At 71.2% G+C, this 22,170-nt stretch carries 19 protein-coding genes and 2 pseudogenes; 16 read left to right on the top strand and 5 right to left on the bottom strand.

Annotated features, from left to right (window positions below):
* Positions 1–11 precede the first annotated feature (11 nt).
* The 3 genes and pseudogenes from Ssi02_RS39985 to Ssi02_RS31365 form a co-directional block, all read left to right on the top strand.
* A pseudogene (locus Ssi02_RS39985) lies at positions 12–164 on the top strand (hypothetical protein); the annotation flags it as partial.
* Positions 161–460 carry a trypco2 family protein gene (locus Ssi02_RS31370; RefSeq protein WP_204031193.1) on the top strand — a complete coding sequence of 100 codons (300 nt, stop codon included), beginning with the start codon at positions 161–163 and terminating at the stop codon, positions 458–460. The pseudogene Ssi02_RS39985 and the gene Ssi02_RS31370, both read left to right, overlap by 4 nt.
* On the top strand, positions 444–4,463 hold the full coding sequence (locus Ssi02_RS31365) for a S1 family peptidase (protein ID WP_204031192.1): 4,020 nt from the start codon (positions 444–446) through the stop codon (positions 4,461–4,463). Before Ssi02_RS31370 ends, Ssi02_RS31365 begins: the two co-directional genes overlap by 17 nt.
* Here the strand turns inward: Ssi02_RS31365 and Ssi02_RS31360 are convergent.
* Positions 4,445–5,086, bottom strand: coding sequence for a TetR/AcrR family transcriptional regulator (locus Ssi02_RS31360; protein ID WP_204031191.1), 642 nt, complete (start codon positions 5,084–5,086; stop codon positions 4,445–4,447). The two genes, Ssi02_RS31365 and Ssi02_RS31360, sit on opposite strands and share 19 nt — an antisense overlap.
* 78 nt (positions 5,087–5,164) lie before the next feature.
* Between Ssi02_RS31360 and Ssi02_RS31355 the strand changes: the two genes are divergently transcribed.
* From Ssi02_RS31355 to Ssi02_RS31330, 6 genes are all read left to right on the top strand, one after another.
* On the top strand, positions 5,165–6,754 hold the full coding sequence (locus tag Ssi02_RS31355; RefSeq protein WP_204031190.1) for a DHA2 family efflux MFS transporter permease subunit: 1,590 nt from the start codon (positions 5,165–5,167) through the stop codon (positions 6,752–6,754).
* Between the two features lie 75 nt (positions 6,755–6,829).
* A complete protein-coding gene (locus Ssi02_RS31350) occupies positions 6,830–7,561 on the top strand; it encodes a Clp protease N-terminal domain-containing protein (protein ID WP_204031189.1) in 732 nt (243 codons plus the stop codon).
* An 87-nt stretch (positions 7,562–7,648) separates the two neighbouring features.
* A complete protein-coding gene (locus tag Ssi02_RS31345) occupies positions 7,649–8,233 on the top strand; it encodes an asparaginase domain-containing protein (protein WP_204031188.1) in 585 nt (194 codons plus the stop codon).
* A 153-nt stretch (positions 8,234–8,386) separates the two neighbouring features.
* Positions 8,387–8,878, top strand: coding sequence for a hypothetical protein (locus Ssi02_RS31340; protein WP_204031187.1), 492 nt, complete (start codon positions 8,387–8,389; stop codon positions 8,876–8,878).
* 120 nt (positions 8,879–8,998) lie between these two features.
* Complete coding sequence (locus tag Ssi02_RS31335) at positions 8,999–9,457, top strand: hypothetical protein (RefSeq protein ID WP_204031186.1); 459 nt, start codon at positions 8,999–9,001, stop codon at positions 9,455–9,457.
* A gap of 51 nt (positions 9,458–9,508) precedes the next feature.
* On the top strand, positions 9,509–10,528 hold the full coding sequence (locus Ssi02_RS31330) for an RNA polymerase subunit sigma-70 (RefSeq protein ID WP_204031185.1): 1,020 nt from the start codon (positions 9,509–9,511) through the stop codon (positions 10,526–10,528).
* On the opposite strand, the gene Ssi02_RS39465 is transcribed toward Ssi02_RS31330, so the two are convergent.
* Complete coding sequence (locus Ssi02_RS39465; RefSeq protein ID WP_204031184.1) at positions 10,488–11,066, bottom strand: YdeI/OmpD-associated family protein; 579 nt, start codon at positions 11,064–11,066, stop codon at positions 10,488–10,490. The genes Ssi02_RS31330 and Ssi02_RS39465 overlap by 41 nt on opposite strands.
* A gap of 228 nt (positions 11,067–11,294) precedes the next feature.
* Between Ssi02_RS39465 and Ssi02_RS31320 the strand changes: the two genes are divergently transcribed.
* Complete coding sequence (locus Ssi02_RS31320) at positions 11,295–12,707, top strand: MFS transporter (RefSeq protein WP_239130141.1); 1,413 nt, start codon at positions 11,295–11,297, stop codon at positions 12,705–12,707.
* A gap of 281 nt (positions 12,708–12,988) precedes the next feature.
* Here the strand turns inward: Ssi02_RS31320 and Ssi02_RS31315 are convergent, their stop codons facing one another.
* Positions 12,989–13,276: a hypothetical protein gene (locus tag Ssi02_RS31315; protein ID WP_204031183.1), complete on the bottom strand. Its 288-nt coding sequence runs from the start codon at positions 13,274–13,276 to the stop codon at positions 12,989–12,991.
* 1,157 nt (positions 13,277–14,433) lie between these two features.
* Between Ssi02_RS31315 and Ssi02_RS31310 the strand changes: the two genes are divergently transcribed.
* From Ssi02_RS31310 to Ssi02_RS31300, 3 genes and pseudogenes are all read left to right on the top strand, one after another.
* Complete coding sequence (locus Ssi02_RS31310) at positions 14,434–14,805, top strand: hypothetical protein (RefSeq protein WP_204031182.1); 372 nt, start codon at positions 14,434–14,436, stop codon at positions 14,803–14,805.
* Positions 14,806–15,450: 645 nt separating this feature from the next.
* A pseudogene (locus Ssi02_RS31305) lies at positions 15,451–16,053 on the top strand (alcohol dehydrogenase catalytic domain-containing protein); the annotation flags it as partial.
* 145 nt (positions 16,054–16,198) lie between these two features.
* Entirely contained in the window at positions 16,199–17,236 is a 1,038-nt protein-coding gene (locus Ssi02_RS31300) for an NAD-dependent epimerase/dehydratase family protein (protein WP_204031181.1), read from the top strand.
* 185 nt (positions 17,237–17,421) lie between these two features.
* Here Ssi02_RS31300 and Ssi02_RS31295 read toward each other — a convergent pair whose 3' ends face one another.
* Entirely contained in the window at positions 17,422–17,682 is a 261-nt protein-coding gene (locus tag Ssi02_RS31295; RefSeq protein ID WP_204031180.1) for a hypothetical protein, read from the bottom strand.
* 199 nt (positions 17,683–17,881) lie between these two features.
* Here Ssi02_RS31295 and Ssi02_RS31290 point away from each other — a divergent pair, with 199 nt between their 5' ends.
* Both Ssi02_RS31290 and Ssi02_RS31285 read left to right on the top strand, forming a co-directional pair.
* Complete coding sequence (locus Ssi02_RS31290; protein ID WP_204031179.1) at positions 17,882–18,289, top strand: YciI family protein; 408 nt, start codon at positions 17,882–17,884, stop codon at positions 18,287–18,289.
* Between the two features lie 6 nt (positions 18,290–18,295).
* Positions 18,296–19,441 carry an RNA polymerase sigma factor gene (locus Ssi02_RS31285; protein ID WP_204031178.1) on the top strand — a complete coding sequence of 382 codons (1,146 nt, stop codon included), beginning with the start codon at positions 18,296–18,298 and terminating at the stop codon, positions 19,439–19,441.
* A gap of 586 nt (positions 19,442–20,027) precedes the next feature.
* On the opposite strand, the gene Ssi02_RS31280 is transcribed toward Ssi02_RS31285, so the two are convergent.
* The gene (locus tag Ssi02_RS31280; RefSeq protein ID WP_204031177.1) at positions 20,028–20,720 is read right to left on the bottom strand and encodes a TetR/AcrR family transcriptional regulator; all 693 of its coding nucleotides are present in this window, start codon (positions 20,718–20,720) and stop codon (positions 20,028–20,030) included.
* A gap of 54 nt (positions 20,721–20,774) precedes the next feature.
* Between Ssi02_RS31280 and Ssi02_RS31275 the strand changes: the two genes are divergently transcribed.
* The gene (locus tag Ssi02_RS31275) at positions 20,775–21,941 is read left to right on the top strand and encodes an FAD-dependent oxidoreductase (RefSeq protein ID WP_204031176.1); all 1,167 of its coding nucleotides are present in this window, start codon (positions 20,775–20,777) and stop codon (positions 21,939–21,941) included.
* The last annotated feature ends 229 nt before the right edge of the window (positions 21,942–22,170 follow it).

Genomic DNA, 22,170 nt, shown 5'->3' with positions numbered 1-22,170 from the left:
CGGGCGTCGATGAAGCAAGACACAGCGTCGATGGAACAAGGCACCGCGTCGATGAAGCAAGGCACAGTGTCGATGAAGCAGTGCGCAGGGTCGATGAAGCAGGGCGCAGGGTCGATGAGGCGAGGCGCAGCGTCGATGAAACAAGGGAGAGGGAACGCCGTTGATCGAACTATCCGAGGTGATCCGCGGCCTGCGGCAGGAGCTGGAGGAGGCGATCGCCGAGGGCGAGGGCAAGGACCTGCGGTTCGAGGTCGGCCCCGTCGAGGTGGAGGTCACTGTCGCGGTGACCCGCGAGGCCAAGGCCGGCGCGAAGGTCAAGTTCTGGGTGGTGGAGGCCAACGCCGAGGGCAAGCTGGGCGACGTGCGGACCCAGCGCGTCATGCTGACCCTGGAGCCTAGGCTCGCCTCGACCGGCCGCCGACCGGAGGTCGCGGGGCGGGCCGATGAGCGGGAACGCTGACGGCCTCGACGTCACACGCGCCGTCGAGGTCATCGTCGACCTGCCCGGCGGCGCGGGAGCACGCGGGTCGGGATATCGGCTCACCGCCACCACCGTCCTGACCGCCGCGCACGTCGTCGCGGGGGCCGCCCGGGTGCGGGTGCGGTGCAACGCCGACACTCCGGGCGAGTGGACGGCGCCCGCTGTGCCGTACTCCGTGGCTGAGAGCCGCGACCTCGCGCTGCTGAGGGTCGAGCGCGCCGACGGGCTGCCCGCGGTGCGCTTCGGCCGTGTCTCCGCGCGCGACGCCGTCGTGTCGTGCAGCGGGCTCGGCTTCCCGCGTTTCAAGTTCCGCGACGAGGGCGGGAGCACCTATCGCGACATGCTGCACCTGGTGGGGACCGCGCCGGTGTTGTCCAACCGGCGCAGCGGCACCCTGGAGATCACCGTCGCCGCACCGCCCGAGCGCGACCCCGACCCCGGGCGGTCGGCGTGGGAGGGCATGTCGGGCGCGCCGGTGTTCAGCGGCGGGATGCTCATCGCCGTGGTGATCGACAACCACGCCGCCGAGGGCACCGGCAGGCTCGCCGCGAGCCGCCTCGACGCGCTGTACGGCACAGCCGAGGCGACCTTTAACGACACGCCTTCTCATGACGCGGCTTCCCGCGAGGAGTCCGTTCACGACGCGGCTTCTCGTGAAGCGGCCTTCCGAGACGCAGTCTTTCGTGACGCGGTCTTCGGAGACGCGGCCTTTCGTGACGCGGCAGGCCTGCCGCCCCGGCTCGACGATCTGCCCGACGTGCTGCCCGTGCCCGCGCGGTCGGAGGAACTGGCGAGCCACCGGGCCTACGTAGCCTCCATCGCGCCCGAGCATCTGTTCGGCCGGGCCGGCGAGCTTGACCGGCTCACCGAGTTCTGCGCCGGCGCGGAACCCTATCTGTGGATGCAGGCCAAGCCGTGGGCGGGCAAGACAGCGCTGGCCGCCACGTTCGCCGCCTCGCCACCCGAGGGGGTGCGGGCCGTGTCGTTCTTCGTCACCGCCCGCCTGGCCGGCCAGTCCGACGCCGCCGCCTACACCCAGGCGATGGTGCGGCAACTCGCCGCCGTCGCCGAACGCCCCGCCACTCCCGCCTCCGCCGCGGCCAACCCCTTGCCGTATCTGGTCACCGAGGCCGCGGCGCGCTGCGCCCAGCGGGGTGAGCGGCTGCTGATGGTGGTCGACGGCCTGGACGAGGACAGGGGCGGCACGCCCAGTATCGCCTCGCTGCTGCCGGAACGCCCGCCGGACAACCTGCGTGTCCTGGTGCTGAGCCGTCCCGCGCCCGGCATCCCAGGCGACGTGCCGGGCGACCACCCGCTGCGCCGCACCCGGCCGCTCGTGCTTACCCGGTCCGGCTACGCACGCGACCTGGAACTCCGGGCGGGCGAGGAGCTCAAGGACCTGCTGCGGTCCGACCCCGGCAACTACGAGGTCGTCGCCTGCATCACCGCCGCCGGAGGCGGTCTCACCGTAGCCGACCTGGTGGACCTGACCGGCCGCCGCCACCACGAGGTCCACTGGCACATCGACAGCGTCTTCGGCCGCAGCCTCACCTCGCGGACCCACGACACCGGGCACGTCTACCTGTTCGCCCACGAGACGCTGCGCGACACCGCCGAGGCGACGCTCGCCCGCGAACTGCCCGCCTACCGCGCCCGCCTGCACGCCTGGGCCGCCCGCCACCGCGACCTCGGGTGGCCGGAGCACACCCCCGCCTACCTGTTCGCGCCCTACGCCCGGCTTCTGGCCTCGACGCGGGAGACCGGCCTGCTGGCGGACCTGGCCGGCGACTGGCGCCGCCACGACAGGATGTTGCGGCGATTCGGCAGCGACGCGTCGGCCTTCACCGAGATCGAGGCGGCCCGGCGGGCGGCTGCCGAGGCGGACGACCTGGCCCGGCTCGCCGTCCTCGCGGCGGAACGGTCGCGGCTGCGGCGACGCGGAAAGGACTTCCCCGGTGAGCTGGCCGCCCTGTGGGTGCGGCTGGGGTTCTTCGCGCACGCGGCGGAACTCGCCGCGTTCCTCTCGCGTGAGGAACTCGCCGCCTACGGGATCGCGCTGGTCGAGGCCGGGCAATACGACCGGGCCGAGGAGACGGCGCGTACCAGCCCCCACTACCAGGCGCTCACCGTCTGGGCGGCCCTGCTGGAGACACCGTGGGGCGAGGCCCGCCTGGACCGGCTGGTGTCCGCGATCGCCTCGCATCTGGTGAAACTCGATGACTTCGAATGGATGCTCTGGCCCGACATCGGGGTTCTGGTCGGCATTCTCGGCACACTCGCGCGCCACGGAAGGGCAGGCGACGTCTCCGCACTGGCCGCACAGTGCGAGGAGCTGGTCCGGAGGCATGCCGAGAGGCTGGGCGCGGACAACGTCCCGCTCCACGTCGCGGCATTGCGCCTCCACGTCGATCCCGCCGAGGCCCGCGCGTCACTGGAACGGGAAGCCGCCAACTCCCTGCGCGACCTGAAGACGCTGTCCGCGTCGGTGGTGTTTGTGGTCCAGGTCCTCGACAACGCCGCCGTGGTTCTCGGCGGTCTGCCGCCCGCCGCGCGACGAGTGCTCGACCTGGCCGGGGAGTGGGCGCGGACACGCGGCTCCCCGCTCCGGGAAGACGCCCAGCGGACGCGGCTGGCGGTCGAGGTCGTGCGCCACGCACCCGAGCGAGGCGCCGAACTCGCCAGGTCGTGCGCCCGGAAGATCTACACGGTGGAGTCGGACCGCCTGGCCGAGATGGCGGTCGCGGCGATCGCCGCCACACACACCTTCGAGGACGCGTGTCACGTGGTCCTGTCGGAGCGCCGGTCACGCCGCTGGGGGCACCGCGAGATCGTCGCCTGCGCGGCGCTGATCGAAGGGGGAGCGCGCGGCGGGCGGGCACCGGCCGACGCGCTCACCACCCTCACTCATCAGGCCCTCGACAAAGCACGACAGACCGGGGACCCCGCGGCCTCCCTGGCGCGGATCGCGGCGGCGGCAAGGCTGGTCGACCCCGAACTCGCCAGATCGCTCGCATTGGAGACCGAACAGCGCATCCACGAACTCCCCTGGCGCGGCCTGCGGGACGACTTCAGAGAGGATCTGGTCCGTGCTCTGCTCCGGATGGGCAGACCGGCGGAGGCCGAGGGGCTCGTCGGGGGAGGCCGGCTGCTGGCCGAGATCGCCGTGGGATACGCGGCGGTGTCCCCCGGCGACGCCAAGAGGCTCGCGAAGCTGATTTACAACGCCGATTTCTGGCCGGTCCACGGCGGAGGAGGCATGACCGTCACCGCCGAGGACGTGGCGACGGTGTCGTCGGCGATCGCCGACGCCCATCCGCGCCGGGCGGCGGCGATGGCGACCCGGGCCGTGCGCATGGCCAGGGCGGAGGACAACGAGAGCGGATACCGGATCATGGTCGCGGCGAGGGTCGCCGCGCGGCTCGGTCCGAGGCGGTCGGACCAGGCGCTGCCGCTACTGGAGGACATGCTCGTCTGGAGTGAAGAAAAGCCGTGGATGCGCCGGCTCCTTCCCACGGTCGCGCGTGCCTACCTAGGATTCGACAGGCGGCGTGCCGGAGAGATCCTCGACCGTACGGAGGACACGGGCGACCCGGGCCCCGACGATCTTTCCGAGCGCCTGGCCGTGCTCGCCGTACTCGCCCCGCAGCGTGCGGCCGCCTTCGCAGAGGAGATCATGAGCCAGGCCAGGGCACGGGGGTGGCTGGTCCCGGCGATAGCCGCCAAAGTGGCGCGGGCCCTGCTGGGAGACCGGACCGCCGCCGGCGACGCCTCGTTGCGCCCGCTCGCGCGTGAGCACGTGAAGGCGGCTCTGGACGACGACAAGTGGCACCGCGTGCTCCCGCAGCTCGCCGACCTAGACCCGGAGGCCTTCGGCACGGTCTTCGACTGGCTGCGCGTTTCGGGCGCGCTCGGTCCCCCCGGTCAGGGTGCGCCCAAGAGGTATTTCGAGCCCCCTACTCGACGTCATGATCCCTGGCGGTAGGCCCGCAGGAAGACCCGCACGCCTCCCTCCACCAGCCGCTCGATCTCGCCGTCCGCCAGCGGCACCGCGCCGTACCACGAGCGATAGTCGACCCGGCCTGTGACCAGCAGTCCGAGGAACTCGGCGGCCTCGGCGGGGTCGGGCACCTCAAGCAGCCCCCGCTCCCCCAGCTCGGCCAGGCGCTCGGCGAGCGCCCGCTGGACCGGGCGTCCCTCGGGGTCGGGGCGCACGAGCGAGGGGAAGTGGGCGGCCTCGGCGATCAGGAGGCGCATCACCGCGGCCCGCTCGGCCGACCGGGCGATCTCGGTCGCGAACGCTCTTCCGAAGGCGGTCAGCGCCACCGCGAGCTCGTCGCGCGAGGTGGTGCCGGGCAGGGTGCGGTCGAGTAGCCGCCGGAAGTCGGCCTCCTGCGCCTCGCGGGTCTCCGCGAGCGCCGACAGGAACAGGCGCTCCTTGTCGCCGTAGTAGTCGTAGATCGTGCGCTTGGAGACCGCGGCCTCACGGGCGATCGCGTCGACGCTCGCGCGGGTGTAGCCGTCGCGCACGAACACCTCCAGCGCGGCGCGCACAATGGCCGCGCGTTTGGCGGGCGAACCCTGGCGGAGGGTCGGGGTGTCTGGCACGGGCGCTCCCTGTCGCGGAAGTGACTACACCGTGCAGTGTAGCGCTTCTACACTGCACGGTGTAGTGTCGCCGCCGTGATGGACAAGCACACACCCAGAGGAGCCTCCGCCGACCGGGCCACGGCGGGTGGAACCGCCCCTCGCGACACCGCCGGAACCCCTGGCGGCCGGCCCGCGACCGACGACGCCGCAACCAATGACAGCGCGGCCGATGACAGCGCGGCCGATGACACCGCACCCGGCGAGGCCGCGTCAGGCAGCACCGCATCCGACGAGGCCACACCTGACGACACCACCACCGACGACGGCGCGCCCAAGGACGCAGCGGCCGACAACACCGCGCCTGACCGCACCGCGCCCGGGAGGTCCGCCCGCGACGCCGCCGTGACCCGGCTCGGAGCCGCCGTCGTGGCCGGCTCGGTCGCCCCGATGCTCGACATGACCATGGTCACCGTCGCCCTGGCCGATCTCACCCGCTCCCTCGGCGCCCCCGTGGCCGTGCTCCAGTGGACCGGCACCGCCTACCTGCTGGCCATCGCCGCCGTCATCCCGGTGACCGGCCGCCTCGCCGAGAGGTACGGCTCCCGCACCGTGTGGACGGCCTCACTCGCCGCCTTCCTCGCCGGGTCGGTGTTGTGCGGGCTGGCCTGGTCGGCCGGGAGCCTCATCGTGTTCCGGGTGCTCCAGGGCCTCGGCGGCGGCATGATCGTGCCGCTCGGCATGACGATCCTGGCCCAGGCCGTCCCCCGCGAGCGGCTCGGGCGCGCCATGAGCGCCGCCGCCGTGCCCGGGCAGCTCGCCCCTCTCGCCGGCCCCCTGCTCGGCGGGCTGCTGGTCGACGGGGCGGGCTGGCGCTGGATCTTCCTCGTCAACGTGCCCGTCTGCCTGATCGCCCTGATCCTGGCCTGGTGGGCCATCCCCGCCGACCCGCCGCGCGAGCGGACCGGTCCGCGGCCGGACCTGATCGGCCTGGCGCTGCTGCCGCCCGCGTTCGCGCTGATCGTCTACGGTCTGTCGGCGGCCTCGGGGGGCCCGGCCGTGCTGGGGGTGGCGCTGCTGGCGGGCTTCGCCGTACACGCGCTGCGGGCGTCCGCGCCCCTGATCGACCTGTGGCTGTTCGCCCACCGGTCGTTCGCGGCGGCGTCGGCGACGGCCTTCCTCGCCAGGTGGTCGATCTTCGGGGCGATGGTGCTCATCCCGCTCTACCACCAGGAGGTCCGCGGGCACGACGCGCTGGGCGCCGGGTTGCTGCTCGTGCCGCAGAGTCTCGGGACCATGCTGGCTCTGCCGTACGTCGGCAGGATCACCGACCGGGTCGGCGCGCGGCCGGTCGTGCTCGCCGGCGTCGCGGTCGGCACGGCGGCGGCGTTCCTGCACAGTCTCCCCGGGGTTCACGACTGGGTGCTCGGCGGGGCGCTGCTGCTGTGGGGGGCGGGGGTCGCGGCGGTGGCGGTGCCGGTGTCGGCGGCGGCCTACAACGGGCTGGAGCGTGCCGCGATCCCCGGCGCGACCAGTGCCCTCGCCACCGTGCAGACGGTCGGGGCCTCGGCCGGCGGGGCCTTGCTCGCGGCGGCCTTCGCAAGCGATCCCGCGGGCGCCTTCCGGTGGGTGGCGGTCTTCTCCGCACTCACCCTGCTGCCCGCGTTGCTGCTTCCGCTGCGCCGCTAGCCTTATACCCCCAATGGGGGTATAACTACGTGTGTAACCCGTAGATAACCCCATGACTCCGGGAAGGGTGCCCCCATGCCGAAGATCAATGTGTATCTGCCCGACGACCTGGCCGAAGCCGTTAAAGACACCGGGGTGCCCGTCTCGGCGATCTGCCAGCGGGCGCTGGAGCAGGCGGTGCGCCGCATCACGGCCATCCGCCAGACCGCCGTCGCCGAGCTTGACACCGACACCCTGGGCGCGCAGTTCCCCCAGCTCACACCGCGCGCCCGCACCGTCATCGCCATCGCGGTCGGCCGCGCGCGCGACGGCGAGGCGACCGGCGTCGGCACCGGGCATCTGCTCGGCGCCATGCTGGCCGAAGGCCAGAACCTCGCCCTGCACGTGCTGCGGGCCATCGAGATCGACCCCGACCAGGTGCTGCGCGACCTCGAGCGGCACGGCGACACCGAGACGAGCGCCCCAGCAGCCGAGGTGCGCTTCACCGGCCCTGCCGCCGCCGCACTCGAACTCTCGGTCGGCGAGGCGATCTCACTCGGCCACAACTACGTCGGCTGCGAGCACCTGCTGCTCGGCCTGGCCGGCGAGCCCGACGGCACCGCCGGTCAGGTGCTGCGCGCCCTCGGCGCCGACCTCCGCGTCGCCCGCCGCGGTGTGGCCGCCGCCCTCGCCGGCTACGTGCACTTGCGCGCCTCCCAGGCCGCCGCCGACCCCGCACAGGCGCTGGCGGCAGCCGTCCGGCAGGAGCTGCAGCCGCTCATCGCCCGCATCGAGCGGCTGGAGCACACGCTTGAGGCCCGCGAGTGAACAGCGGCCTGCGGTGGGCGGCCGTGGCCGCCCTGTGGTTGCTGCTCCTGCTCCCACTCCTCTCCCAAGGACCCCCAGGACCCCCGCGTGCTGCTGCTCGCCACCAAGGACACCTTCGCCCACACCACCCGCGGCGGGCGCCCCGCGATCGCCGGCGGCGCCGGCCTGCCGGCCTCAGTGCCCCCACACCTGCCGCCGCACCTGCTCCGGGCGGAGGTGTCCGTCGAAGACGTCACCGCCGAGCCGAGCTGGGACGTCTCCCCCGAGACCATGCTCGCCCTCACCCGGCGCGTCGCATCCGCCCTCCTCGACGACGGCTTCGCCGGCGTGGTCGTCGCCCACGGCGCCGACACCGTCGAGGAGACCGCCTACCTCACCGACCTGCTCACCGGCTCCGCGCACGGCGGCGTCGTGTTCACCACCGGCGTGCGGCGGCTCGACCACCCGTCCCCCGCCGGCCCGCGCAACCTCGCCGATTCCCTCGCCGCCGCCGACCCCCCTGATAACCAGTCTGCCTGGCAGGGGTGGTCGCTGATCGGGATCTTGTGGCGGGTGATGAACGACCCGCGGCCCCTCTTCGCCGGCCTGGAGTCCATCCTGGCCAATCGGGGTTGGCGCGGTTGTGCGACGGGCCTGGTCCGCCTTCATGATCAATGGAGCGCACCTAAATAGCCGCACAGCGGGCCCATTAATGGCATTAAAGGCCCGATCCTCCGGCGTGCAAACACGACTCACACGCATAATCCCCGCCATCACCCCTGAAGCGCTGTGTCGCGCCGCAAATACTCTTCGCGCATATTCATTCACTTCAGGAAGGCGTGTCACATGGCAGTCGTTCGCCGTATTCTCGCCGCCGTCGCAGCCCTGGCCGCCTGCGGCACACTCACCACCACCGCGCCCGCCGAGGCCGCCGGACCCGGTTCCGCACCCGGCGCCCACTCCGGGCGCGCGGCCCGGGCGGAGATCACCGACATCAGGGAAATCATCAACCAGCGAACCTCGGAGGTGGGCGTCTACAACGGGGAGAACCGGAACACGTTCGCCATCGCCGCCAACAATCGATGGACCGGTTCCCTGTGGATTCCCTGGGTCGGCAACCAGGAGGAGATGACGAAGAGCGTCGCGCTCGCCTGGGACGGCGCCGTCTTCCGCTACTGGATCTTCCAGGACTACTGGAACACCGCCAACCAGGTGAGATACAGCACGACGAACAGCTACGCGCAGAGCTCTCCAGTGCCCGGCAGCAGCACCGGCGCCGGCCGGAAACGCCTGATCGTCCGCGGCGACGGAACCCTTTTCCTGGAAAACGCCAGCTAACGCGCATTCCCCCGGATTTATCGCGACAAGGTCTGCGACGGCCACGCAGAAAAACATCAGCGTCCCTCGGTCCTGCACGGCCGTCCCGGTTCAGGTCTCCCATCGCAGGAAGGCATTCACATGGCAGTTTCCCGCCGCGCCCTCATCGCCGCCCTCGTCGCCACCGCCACCCTCAGCCTCGCCCCGCCCGCCGGAGCAGCCGAATCCGCGAGCGCGGCCAGGGCCGCCGTCACCGATATCAGGGAAGTCATCAATCTCCTCCCCTATCAGGTGCAGTTCTTCAAAAGAGAGGACCAGTCCACCTTCACGGTCATGGCCAACAGCCGCTGGACCGGCTCCATGTGGATTCCATGGGCCGCGAGCGAGACCGAGATGGAGGACAAGCACATCATCATCTACTGGAGCAACGGCCGCCTCCGGCTTTTCCAGGATTACAGGGACCCCAGCGACCAGGTGAAATACAGCCAGATGATCGTCTACCACGCCGCGATTCCCGTGCCCGGGGCCAGCACCGGCGGCGGCAGGAAACGCGTGACCGTCAACCCCGACGGCTCCCTCAGCATGGAGAACATCGGCTAGCCCCGCCGTCTCCCCCGCGGGGGTAGCCTGAGGAACCTCCAGGGGGCACACATGACACCAATCATGGCGAGCGGCGAACAGGAGTTCGCCGACCTCGCCCGCGCACACCGGCACGAGCTGCGCGTGCACTGCTATCGCATGCTCGGGTCCTACACCGACGCCGAGGACATGGTGCAGGAGACCCTCCTGCGGGCCTGGCGCGGACGCGGGAGCTACGAGGGGCGCTCCACGTTCCGCGCCTGGCTCTACAAGATCGCCACCAACGCCTGCCTGGACTTCCTCGCCTCTCCCGCCCGCAAGCGCGAGATCGCGATGGCGGTCGACAGTGCCGGCGGGCCCGGCGAATCGGTCCTGGCCGAGGTGACCTGGCTCCAGCCGTACCCCGACGAGCTCCTCGACCTCGCCGCCCCCGCCGGTGGCGAGCCCGACGCCGTGACGATCGCCAGGGAGACGATCGAGCTGGCCTTCCTCGCGGTCATCCAGCACCTCCCGCCCCGGCAGCGGGCGGTGCTGGTGCTGCGCGACGTGGCCGGCTGGTCGGCGCAGGAGACCGCGGACGCCCTGGAGATGAGCGTCGCGTCGATCAAGAGCTCCCTCCAGCGCGCCAGGGCGACCCTGCGTGAGCAGATGCCCCACCGCCGCGCCGACTGGGGCGCCGCCACCGCCCCCAGCGAGGCCGAGCGTGCCCTGCTCCAGCGCTACATCGACGCGTCGCGGCGGGCCGACATGTCGGCTCTCGCCGTACTCCTGCGGGAGGACGCCCGCCAGGCCATGCCGCCCGCGCACCTGGTCTTCGCCGGGCGTGCGGCGATCCTCGACATGTGGCGGCCCGTCCTCACCGGCGAGCAGGCGTGGGGCGAATGGCACACGGTGCCGCTGGCGGTGAACCGGCAGCCCGCGGCGGCCAATTATGTCCGCAGGCCCGGCGAGTCCCGCTACACCGCCGTCAACATCGACGTGCTGCGGATCGAGGGCGACCTCATCGCGGAGATCACGACGTTCGGCCCGGAGATCCTTCCCGCGATCGGCCTCAGCCTGACGCTGTCCCCCGGCGACCTGCCGGCGGGGTAGGGCCGCTCTCCAGCAGGGCGGCCACGGCCCTGTCCAGCCGTGCCGCGCGGGTGGCCGGGGTCCTGGCCTGGAGGAGCGGCAGCATCAGGCGGTAGCGGGCGGTCTTGCCGAGGGCCTCGAAACGTGCGGCGGCGGCCGGGGTGGCCGCCAGGGCCTCGGCCAGGTCTTCGGGGACGACGGCATCGCGCTGGGCGGCGTAGGCCGCGGCCCAGCGCCCGTCGGCCTGGGCGGCGGCCACCTCGGCGAGCCCCGGCGGGCGCATGCGGCCTTCGGCGGTGAGGCTCTCCACGAGGGCGACGTTCACCTGCGACCACGGGCCGGCTTTGCGGCGGCGGGAGAAGCGCTGGAGGAAGGAGTGTTCGTCGTGTGACCTGCGCTGACCGTCGATCCATCCGTAGCAGAGGGCGACTCGCAGGGCCTGCGCCACCGTCACGGATGTGCCGCCGGAGCCCTTTTTGGCGATCTTCAGCCACACGGGGTCACCCTCGTGGTGCTCGGCCAGCCACCTCTCCCAGGCGGCTTCGTCCTCGAAGTGCATCTTCGTGCTCCGTATCGATTTGCGGTTTATGCAGGCAACCGTAGGCGGCATTGAGGAAGCTTTCGTTCCGCAATCCCCCGGATGTCGCCGTGATAAAGTTCCCGAGCTATGTGCGGTATCTGAGATGTCAGAGAGATCACCGGCCCCGCTGAGCGGGTCAGCCGGTGGACGGGTCATTCGTCCCCGCGCGCACGACGCGCGCCTCTCTGATCATCCGGAGTCGTTCACTTGTCTTTCCTCGCCCGTGGCGAGCGGGAGAGCACGGGCGGCCGCGGCATGCGGTCCCGCCGGCTCATCCTCACCTTCCTCGCCCTGCTTCAATTTCTCATCGCCGTCGACGTCACCGTCGTCAACATCGCCCTCCCCTCCATCGGCGAGGACTTCGGGGTCGGCGTCCGGCAGCTCACCTGGGTCGTGACCGGCTACACCGTGGTCGGCGGCGGCCTGCTCATGCTCGGCGGCCGGGTCGCCGACCTCCTCGGCCGCCGCCGTACGCTGCTCGCGGGGGCCGCGATCTTCGGGCTGGCGTCGCTGGCCGCGGGGCTCGCGCCGTCCCTGGAGCTGCTCGTCCTCGCGCGGTTCGCCCAGGGCGCCGGGGAGGCGCTGGCCTCGCCGGCGGCCATGTCCCTGCTGGCGCTGCTGTTCCCCGAACCGCAGGCGAGATCGCGCGCGCTCGGCGTCTGGGCGGCGGTCGCGAGCTCGGGGCTGGTGCTCGGGTTCCTGCTGTCGGGGGTCATCACCCAGCATTTCCACTGGCGCTGGATCTTCCTCATCAACCTGCCGCTCGTCGCCGCCGTCCTGTGCGCCGTGTGGATCCTGATCCGGGCCGACGGGCCGGTCGGCCGCAGGCCGCTCGACCTGCCCGGCGCGCTGCTGCTCACCGCGACGCCCCTCCTGCTGGTCTACGGGATCATCGAACTCGGTGAGGCCCACCGCGACATCGCCCCGGCCACCGCCGCCGTCGTGCTCGGGGTGGTGTGCGCGGTCGCCTTCGTGGTGGTGGAGCGCAGGTCGCCGCACCCGCTCGTCCCGCTGACGCTCTTCACCACGCGGGTCCGCGTCGTCGCGAACGCGGCCACCGCGCTGGTCAGTGCCGCCCTGTCGACGGCGTTCCTGCTGCTGACGCTGTCGTTGCAGCAGGAGCGGGGACTGTCCCCGATCGCCGCGGGGTTCTCCTTCCTGCCGTTCGCGATCACGCTGATCCTCACGAGCCTGGTGGTGCCAGGCCTCGTCAAACGTGCCGGCCTCAACGCGGCGGCGACGCTGGGAATCGCCGTGACCGCGGCCGGCGCCGTGTCCCTGGCCGTCGCGGCACAACCCGAGACGCCGTTCATCGCCGTCATGCCGGGCATGGTGCTCATCTCCGGCGGGATGGGCATCGCCCTGATCGCCCTGCAGAACGCCGCCCTGCACGACGTCACCGAGGCCGACGCGGGCATGGCGTCGGGTGTGCAGCGGTGCGCCGACCAGCTCGGCGGGGCCTCGGGGGTCGCCCTCTACGTCGGGGTGGGGTTCTCGCCGCTGCTCGGCGCGGGGGCCGATCCCTATCTCGTGGCGTACGGCATGGCCGTCGCCGGCCTGGTCGCCGCCGCGTCGGCCGTGTTGTCGCTGTCGAGGCGCGGGACGGCACAAGTGACGTAGACCTCAGGGAATTTCGGCCGGGCGGTGGAGGAGGTGCGGCCGATCCGTGACGAGATAAGAAGACGCGTCACCGGCCTGATCGCGGAGATCCTCCCGGACGTCGCTTCCGGCTCCCGTGGCATTGGCTCGGGGAGCCGGAAGCGACTTTGAGACCGGCGCCCGGTGAATCGGAACGAGCTTTTTGCTGGGACATCTGGCGCGTTCGGCATCGGCGGGCGGGCCTGTGACAGTTCGGTTCTCACTGGGATTTCCTCGTCGCCCGGCTGCTCTGGGCCGCCGGATCAGAAGAGCCTGATGCGCTCCAGTTCGCCGTCGGGAGACGCGCGGATGTAGACGGCGCCGTCGCTGGACAGAACCTGCTCGAGGAATGCGTAGATTTGGACGGCTCGGTTGATCGCGTCCGTCTTGCTGTCGCCGGTGAGTTCGACCACGTTCTCGAGCGCCTGGGAGGCGCGAGCTGTCAGATTGACGGTGACCCGCTCCAGAGGGGCGTTGCTTCTCTTGCCTGCCGTTCGCTCTCGCTGCCGCTCCTCGCCCGGCGCCATGTCAGCGCTAGGGTTTTTAGGCACGGTACAGACCTTCCTTGTCCTGCCCGACCGGCGGCTTGTGCTGGAGCACACCGACCGGGTTCATCGCGGCCCAGGATCGCTGGGCCGGTTTCCCGGGGGGCCAATGCGGTGGGGCGTTTCGGCCCGGCTGATATCGGATTAGGTCGTTGATGTTATCGGCTGTGGGATGCCGCCGCATGAGCGCGGCACGCTCATCGCCCCAGACACACCGACCGCGAGGTACGGCAGTCGCCGGACATCGCCACGGGCTGCGATGAAGATCGCCTTGACGGCTGCCCGGCATGGCACTCCGGTCACGGGCGGGCGGCGCCGGCTTCCGGTGTGACGGCCTGACCATGCATGTCTGCGCGGGTCTCCTGGTTTTTAGAACGGCCACGTGTGCCCGCGCGCCTTTAGCAGGCCGGCGGACGGGGACCGAGGTTCTCCTGGCTGGGAGAACGGCGGCGACAAGGTAGCCGTCGGATAATCGGCCGAGCTGCGCGAGCGACCGGTCCTGCGTCCCATCCATCGCTCGGCCCGCCGTCCTGTTCACCGGGCCCTCCGCCTTCCACGGGTGAGCAGAGGCGTCGTCATGGATCGGACCACAGGAAAGCGGAGTCAATGCCGACCCGCTCACGCCACGCCCGGCGATCGACCCCACCGGCGGGGCGGTGCCGGCCGGAATCCCGCACCCCGCCCGCGTGATCGCCGAATGATCGACGGATCCGCGCGGCAAGGACAGCAACGAGGACTTTCCCATCCTCGGAGCACCCATCATGACCATTCGCACCGGGTGATGCTGCCCTGCCGCCGATATCTGCGACTCTTCCAGCTCGCAAAAAACGCTCACTGTTCCAATGGACGAAGACCTCACCCGCGCCCCCTCCCACGCCTGCACGGATCCCGCCCGGCAGGTGTCAGTGTCCGGCGCCGACACCTCGCCGAGGTCGGCGCCTCTTCCTCCAGTGCTCAAGTATGCCTCCAAGCATCATTCTAGTCAACTTTGATACTCATATCATTCTTACGATAGCTGCATAAGAAGCAGTTCTCAGGCATACAGAGGTGTCATACCTGCTGCTATGATCCAGGCTGGGACATCTGGCGTACCTGCGCCAGCAGCCGCCGGCCGGACCCTCGAACCGGCGGACAAGATCACGAAGGAGATTGGGACGGGCCTAATGGTCAACCAAGGCTCTGACAGTGGAGAGCCCCTCCCCGCAGAAACGGACCTCTCCAAGGAGGACCCCACAGAGCGCGCAGACCCCCAGATTGAGCGCGAACGGACGCACTACCACGTAAAGCTCGACTTAGGAAAGGACGGCGTCTCGCTCGAGGCCGACGGCGACACCCCGTCGTGGTCCCCCGCCGCCGTGGCGGGAGCCGTACTCATGCTGGTCATCGCGAGCATGATCGTCGGCGGCGGCATCGCGGCGGTCAGCCTGGCGGCCGCCGCCCCCTGGGGTGTCACCGTAGGCGTCGCGGCACTCGGCATCGGCACCGTGCTCGCCGGCGGCGTCGTCATGATCGTCCGCTCTAAGGGCCGCCGCTAACCTCCTTTCACCCAGGCGACGAACGGTTACCCGAAATTCCGGGGCGGGGCCCCCCACCCCACCCCCCAACCGTGCGGTCACGCAAGTGGCAGGCATCCCCCGCGGAACACCCGGCGACGCCCGGCTCGCAAAGGCCATCGACGAACACGGCGTCTTCGCTGCCGAGCAAGCCCCCTGCCCGGCCCCTCCCTTCCGCGCCTGCCCTGGCGCACGACCGGCCGACTCCCCCGGCCCCGTCCTATCGGAAGGACAGCGGCGCCGGGCGGGGCGCGCCTGACGGCCTCCGGGCAGGAACGGACCGGATTTTGGCGGTCGGAACACGATCTTGACGACGATTCGGAGACGGAACGCGGCACCGTCATGCTGCTCCGCGAAACCATCGAATTCCAAACAACCCGTCCGGGGAGCGGACCCAGATCCTCCAGCCGGCTCAAAGGCCGATCAGACGTCGCATCGGGCGTCTGATCGCCGGCCGGCTGGGGATGTCCCCGGCGGTCGCGACGGCGCGCTGGGTGGCGGACTAGCCTAAGCCCCTCCGAGCCAAGGTGGCCGGGGTCCTAGCAGCCGAGATCTCGAATCCACGAGCAGGTTTCTGCCTCCCGGCGCGGGTACGTCTAGCCGTACCCGCCACTGAGGGAGGGGCTTATGAAAGCCGTTACGTGGCACGGCCGGCGAGACGTCCGAGTAGAGGAAGTCCCAGACCCGGTCATCAAGGAGCCCACCGACGCGGTCATCAAGGTCACCTCGTCCGGCATCTGCGGGTCCGACCTGCACCTGTACGAAGTGCTCGGCCCGTTCACGACCGAGGGCGACATCCTCGGCCACGAGCCGATGGGCGTGGTCGAAGAGATGGGGGCCGAGGTCACGCATATCCGGCCGGGCGACCGGGTGGTCGTCCCGTTCAACATCTCCTGTGGCCACTGCCATATGTGCGGCCTGAGCCTGTACGCCCAGTGCGAGACCACGCAGGTCCGTGAGCAGGGTACGGGCGCGGCGATGTTCGGCTACACCCGCCTGTACGGGCAGGTCCCCGGCGGCCAGGCGGCCTACCTCGGAGTGCCGCAGGCTCACTTCGGCCCGATCAAGGTGCCGGAGGGGCCACCCGACGAGCGGTTCGTCTACCTATCGGACGTCCTGCCAACGGCCTGGCAAGGGGTCGAGTACGCCGAGATCCCCGAGGGGGGCAGCGTCACCGTGCTCGGGCTCGGCCCGGTCGGGCAGATGCCGGCCAGGATCGCCCTCCACCGCGATCACCGGGTGTACGAGATCTTCCAGAAGAAGCGTGACGGAGTCAACAAGATCCTGCTCAATCCGTAGCCGGCTACCCCGCAAACGTGTGTCCCCAACCGGCCTCCCAGCAGGTGGCAAGAGTCACAGAAGAGAGGAGCAGCGCATGAGAATCATCGTCGTGGGCGCCAGCGGCAACGTCGGCACGAGCGTCTTGAGCGCTCTGGAGGCCGATCCGGCTGTCACCGCTGTCGTGGGCGTGGCCGATCGCCGTGCGAACAAGGATTTCGGCGCCAAGACAAGCTGGCAGACCGCGGATGTGACCCATGACGACCTGGTCCCCCTCTTCCGGGGCGCCGACGTCGTCATCCATCTGGCCTGGCTGTTCCAGCCCACCCGGGACAGCACCGTCACCTGGCGCACCAACGTGCTGGGCAGTATGCGGGTGTTCGACGCGGTGGCAAGAGCGGACGTCCCCGCCCTGGTGTACGCCTCGTCGGTCGGCGCATACTCGCCGGGCCCGCGCGACCGGGCCGTCGATGAGTCGTGGCCGACCCACGGCTGGCCACGTGCCGCCTACGGCAGGGAGAAGGCCTATGTCGAGCGCATCCTGGACGTCTTCGTGCGTGACCACCGCAATGTCCGGGTGGTCAGGCTGCGGCCTGGCTTCGTCTTCCAACGCGCCGCTGCCAGCGAGCAGCGCCGTCTGTTCGCCGGGCCGTTCTTGCCAGGCAAGCTGATCAAGCATGTGCCGGTCCTTCCCGATCTGCCGGGCCTGCGGCTGCAGACGGTGCACGCCGACGACATGGGACAGGCCTACCGGCTGGCCGCCGTCCGGCAGGTGTCGGGCCCGTTCAACATCGCGGCGGACCCGGTGCTGACCACCCGCGAGCTGGCGAAGATGCTCGGCGCCAAGATGGTCACCGTAGCGCCGTGGCTGGCGCGCGGCGCGCTGGCCGCGGCCTGGCACGCCCATCTTGTCCCCGCCTCGCCGGGCCTGTTCGAGATGGCGATGCACTTGCCGGTCATGGACACCACCAGGGCACGCACCGAACTCGGCTGGAGCCCGCACCACAGCGCGAGCGACGCCGTGCGCGAGGTGATCGAGGGGTTGTCCGAGGGCGCCGGCATGGACACCCCGCCGTTGAAGCCGGACGGCTCACGCCTGACGGAAATTTCCACCGGTTTGGGCGAACGACGCTGACAGTGCCGCCCCGACCCCGACCAAAACGGCACCGTCGGGCCGACTGCTAACCACATGCTGGGAGCCGCCGTGCTCCTGGGGGCTCGCGGCTTCGGGGCCCGAATCTCTCCGGTAAATGACTTCCTGCTCCCGGCGAAACAAAACGAAAAGTCACAGCAAGAAGGCATTCCACGGCCGCCAGTCAGCTAAATGTGCTCCATCGCGGTGCCGAGGGGAACCGCCTCGGGGGACACATCCGGGCGCGGTCGCAGATACCGCAGCGGATGCCGCCAGCGACCGTGCTCGCGGGCCAGATCGGCAAGCACTTCCACCACCCGTTTGGGCTCCCCCCACACATAGGCGACCGGGTCGGCCCTGCGGAACAGGTCGCCGGCCCCGCCAGGCGGGAGCCGCTCCGGCCACGGGTGAGCCTCCCCTGGTACCTGGGTATCGGATGCAACTCGCATCACCGGGCCGGCACGGTACCCATATCGGGGCCCTGACCAGGATCTACGGCGCCACGTCGCAGGTGAGTCGCGTCCTCCGGCCGCTAGCCTGTGAAGTCCGCCGGAAAATTTTCGCGGTGGGATGTCGAGAACCCGAGTGCGGCTCCGTCCCCGGAGTGAACACAGCCACAACAGGCTGCATCGCACCAAGGAGAACATGATGGCCAAATACCTTCTGCTCAAGCACTACCGGGGCGCGCCGGCGGCGGTCAACGACGTGCCGATGGCCCAGTGGACGCCGGAGGAGGTTACGGCGCACGTGCAATACATGCAGGACTTCGCCGCCCGGCTGGAGGGCACCGGCGAGTTCGTCGACGGGCAGGCGCTCTCCCCGGAGGGCACGTTCGTCCGCTACGACGGCGAAGGGCGGCCGCCGGTCACCGACGGCCCGTTCGCCGAGACCAAGGACCTGATCGCCGGCTGGATGGTGATCGACGTCGACACCTACGAGCGGGCGCTCGAGCTGGCAGGCGAGCTGTCCGCGGCTCCGGGGGCGGGCGGGAAGCCGATCCACGAGTGGCTCGAGGTGCGGCCGTTCCTGACCGCGCCGCCGACCATCACGGAGTGAGGCACGGTGGACGAGGCTCTGCTGCGGACCCTCACGCCCACCGTGATCAGCGTCCTGGTCCGCCGCGGAGCCGGCTTCGCGGCGGCCGAGGACGCCGTGCAGGACGCCCTGGTCGAGGCCGTGCGTGTGTGGCCGGACGATCCGCCGCAGGATCCCAAGGGCTGGCTGGTCACCGTGGCCTGGCGCAAGTTCCTCGACGCCGCCCGCGCCGACACCTCCCGGCGGGACCGCGAGGCGCGCGTCGAGGGTGAGCCCGTGCCCGGTCCGGGCGAGGCGGTGGACGACACGCTCCAGCTCTACTTCCTGTGCGCGCATCCGTCCCTGACGCCGGCTTCGGCCGTCGCGCTCACGCTGCGCGCGGTCGGCGGGCTGACCACGCGTCAGATCGCGCAGGCGTACCTCGTGCCGGAGGCGACCATGGCCCAGCGGATCAGCAGGGCCAAACGCACCGTGTCGGGTGTCCGCTTCAGCCGGCCCGGTGACGTCGCCACGGTGCTGCGGGTGCTCTACCTGGTCTTCAACGAGGGCTACTCCGGTGACGTCGACCTCGCCGGCGAAGCGATCCGGCTCACGCGCCAGCTGGCGGCCGAGATCGACCATGAGGAGGTCGCGGGCCTGCTCGCGCTCATGCTGCTCCACCACGCGCGGCGCCCGGCGCGGACCGGCCCCGACGGCAGGCTCGTGCCTCTCGCCGAGCAGGACCGCTGCCTATGGGACACCCGCCTGATCGCCGAGGGCGTCGAGGTGCTCCAGGCGGCCCTCGCCCGCGACCGCCTGGGCGAGTTCCAGGCCCAAGCCGCCGTCGCCGCGCTCCACGCCGACGCCCGGACTGCGGAGGAGACCGACTGGGTGCAGATCGTCGAGTGGTACGACGAACTGGTGCGCCTCACCGACAGCCCGGTGGCCCGCCTCAACCGAGCCGTAGCGGTCGGCGAGGCCGACGGCCCCAGGAACGGTCTGGCCGCGCTGAAGGGACTGGATCCCGCCCTGCCCCGCCACACCGCCGTCACGGCCTACCTGCACGAGCGTGCCGGCGACCCGGTGACCGCGGCCCGGCTCTACGCCGAGGCCGCCCGATCGGCGCCCAGCCTCCCCGAACGCGACCACCTCACCCGCCAGGCCGCCCGCCTGAACGCCCAACTGCGCGGCTGAGCGGTACACAGCAGGCATCCGCCACGCCTATGTCCGGCTCGGCTGTCGCGAGGCTGGCATGGGATGTGGGCGTTCGTGCGGGGGCGCAGGTTCTTTCTTCCCGATTCTCGTCAGGTCCCCGCCGAGGTCGTGGACCACCTCGCTCAGCGGTTGGGCATCTGTACGGCCTGCGCCCGCTGGGCGGGATACCGCCGGGCTCGTGGCCGGAGGGGGCTCGGCGTCGAGACCGCCCATGGCCTGGTTGTTCCAGGGGAGCAGGCCGACCGGCGAGCCGATGCGCGGGAATCCAAGCGTGTGCGACTGCCGGAGCACAGGAGCCCCGCGTGCCGCCGCAGATGGCGCAGCCCCTCCCGAGCTCGCGGCAGGTTGAAGGCGATCACGGAGCCGGCCCGGCGCGGCGCGTGGGCCGGGGTGCTGTGCTGGTGCTCAAGGCATACGCCCCCGACTCCGACACGCCCCCGGCGATCGAGGCCGACGCGACCGGCCAGGAGTCCGCGTGCCGCTGCAGATGGCCCAGCCCCTCCCGAGATTGCCTCCGAATCGGCCGAGCTCTGGCGGTGTCATGCGCTGCCGGGAATCGTGAGCGTTAAGCCGGCGGCCGGGCGAGTTTGGCGGCGACGGCGTCGAGGATCCACTCCAGCCCGGTCGCGAAGGACGTCCCGGCGTCCACCTCCGTGCCCTCGTGCACGAACTTGGCCAGCGCCGGGAAGCGGCCCGTGGCCAGCATCCCGGTCACGTGCGGACCGCGGGCGCGCTGCCAGTCGGACTCGGACAGGCCCGTGGCGCGCTCGGCCCGCAGGTTGGCGATCTCGCGCCTGATCGCGCCGATGTAGTAGGCGCCGACCGTCTCCACCGCGCGCATGGCGGTGTCGACGTCGGCCAGGCCGTCGAGCGCGGCCAGCGTGGCCTCCGACACCGCCAGGGCGTTCGGGCCCAGCGCCGGGCGTCCGCCGAGCAGGTCGGCCAGCCACTCGTGACGAAGGGCCGCCAGCCTGGTGCGCTCGGCGAGAACGCGCAGCGCCTCCCGCCAGTCCCCGGGCCGCCCCTCGGGGAGGATCTCGGCGTACACCTCGTCCACCATGAGGTCGAACAGCTCTTCCTTGGTGGCGATGTACCCGTACAGCCGCATCGGGCCGGCGCCCAGCCGGGCGGCGACCTTGCGCAGCGACACCGCCTCCAGCCCGCCCTCGTCGGCCAGCGCGACGGCGGCGGCGACGATGCGCTCCCGGTCGAGCGGGGCAGGGCGCGGCGACGGCTCCGGACGGTCCCACACGGTCATGGGCTACATCGTACAGTTGCGATACGCCGTATTGCGCAAATACAGTGTATCGACATGAGACGTCGTATCGCCGTAGTCGGAGGCGGCCCCGCCGGTCTTACCTTCGCCCGCGTACTGCACCGCCACGATCACCCCGTCACCGTCCTCGAACGCGATCCCTCCCCCGGCGCCCGTCCCCCGGGCGGCACGCTGGATCTGCACGAACAGCTGGGCCAGCTCGCGCTGGACAAGGCGGGGGTGCTGGCGGAGTTCCAGGCGCTGTCTCGTCCCGAGGGGCAGGCCATGCGCATCCTGGACACGGACGGGACCGTGCTTCGCGACTGGCGCCCCCGTCCGGACGACCTGGCCAATCCCGAGATCGACCGCGGGAAACTCCGTGACCTGCTGCTCGGCTCCCTGGACGTGCAGTGGGGGCGGGACGTGACGGAGGTGGAGCCGGGGAGCCGGGACGGCGTGCTGGTCCATTTCGCGGACGGGCGGCAGGAGACGTTCGACCTCGTGGTCGGCGCGGACGGGGCCTGGTCCCGGGTCCGCCCGGCGGTCACGTCCGCGACGCCGTACTACACCGGCGTCACCATGGTCGAGACCTCCCTGGACGAAGTCGACACCCGCCACCCCGACCTCGCCCGGCTGATCGGCGACGGCTCCGTGGCCGTGTACGGCGTGAACCGCGCCCTGGCCGCCCAGCGCAACAGCGGCGGCCACGTCAAGGTCTACGCCCAGTTCCGCGCGCCCCTGGACTGGCACACGGACCTGGAGCGGCATATGGGCCTGAACCGGCGCACGGGCCTGGACGAGGGCCTGGACCTGGCCGACGTCGAGGCCGTGCGATCAAGCCTGCTGGCTCTGTTCGACGGCTGGGCCGCTCCCGTCCTCAATCTCCTCCGCCACGGCACCGCCTTCGCCCACCGCCCCCTCTACGTCCTGCCCGTGGCCCACACCTGGGCCCACGTCCCCGGGGTGACGCTGCTGGGCGACGCCGCACACCTGATGCCACCCTTGGGGGCGGGCGCGAACCTCGCGATGCTGGAAGGCGCCGAACTCGCCGAGTCCGTCGCCGCCGCCCCCGGCGATCTGGCCGAGGTCGTCCGCGCCTTCGAGGAGCAGATGTGGGCACGCGCCGGCAGGTGGGCGAAGATCACGACCGCCGGTCTGGAACGCCTCGTGGGCCCGGACCCCACCGAAGCCCTCGCCCTCTTCGACGAGGTCCAGCCGTCCTGACCGCCACACGCGAGAGCACCGGCGGCTCGCCACGGCTTCACGGGGCAGTACGGACATCGACCCCTCGTGCTGCCGGCCAGGGTTGTGAAGATCGAGTAGAGGTATGGCCCAGAGGATGCCCCGAGCTTCGTGGATCTTGGGTGACGGCCCGCGTGCTTTCAACGCTGCGGCCTCTACACGCGGCCGGAGAGAGGCCGACCGGGCAGAATCGCCGGCCATCGGGCCACGC

Source organism: Sinosporangium siamense, assembly GCF_016863435.1.
GTDB lineage: Bacteria > Actinomycetota > Actinomycetes > Streptosporangiales > Streptosporangiaceae > Sinosporangium > Sinosporangium siamense.
This window is presented reverse-complemented; position numbering and strand designations above follow the sequence as displayed.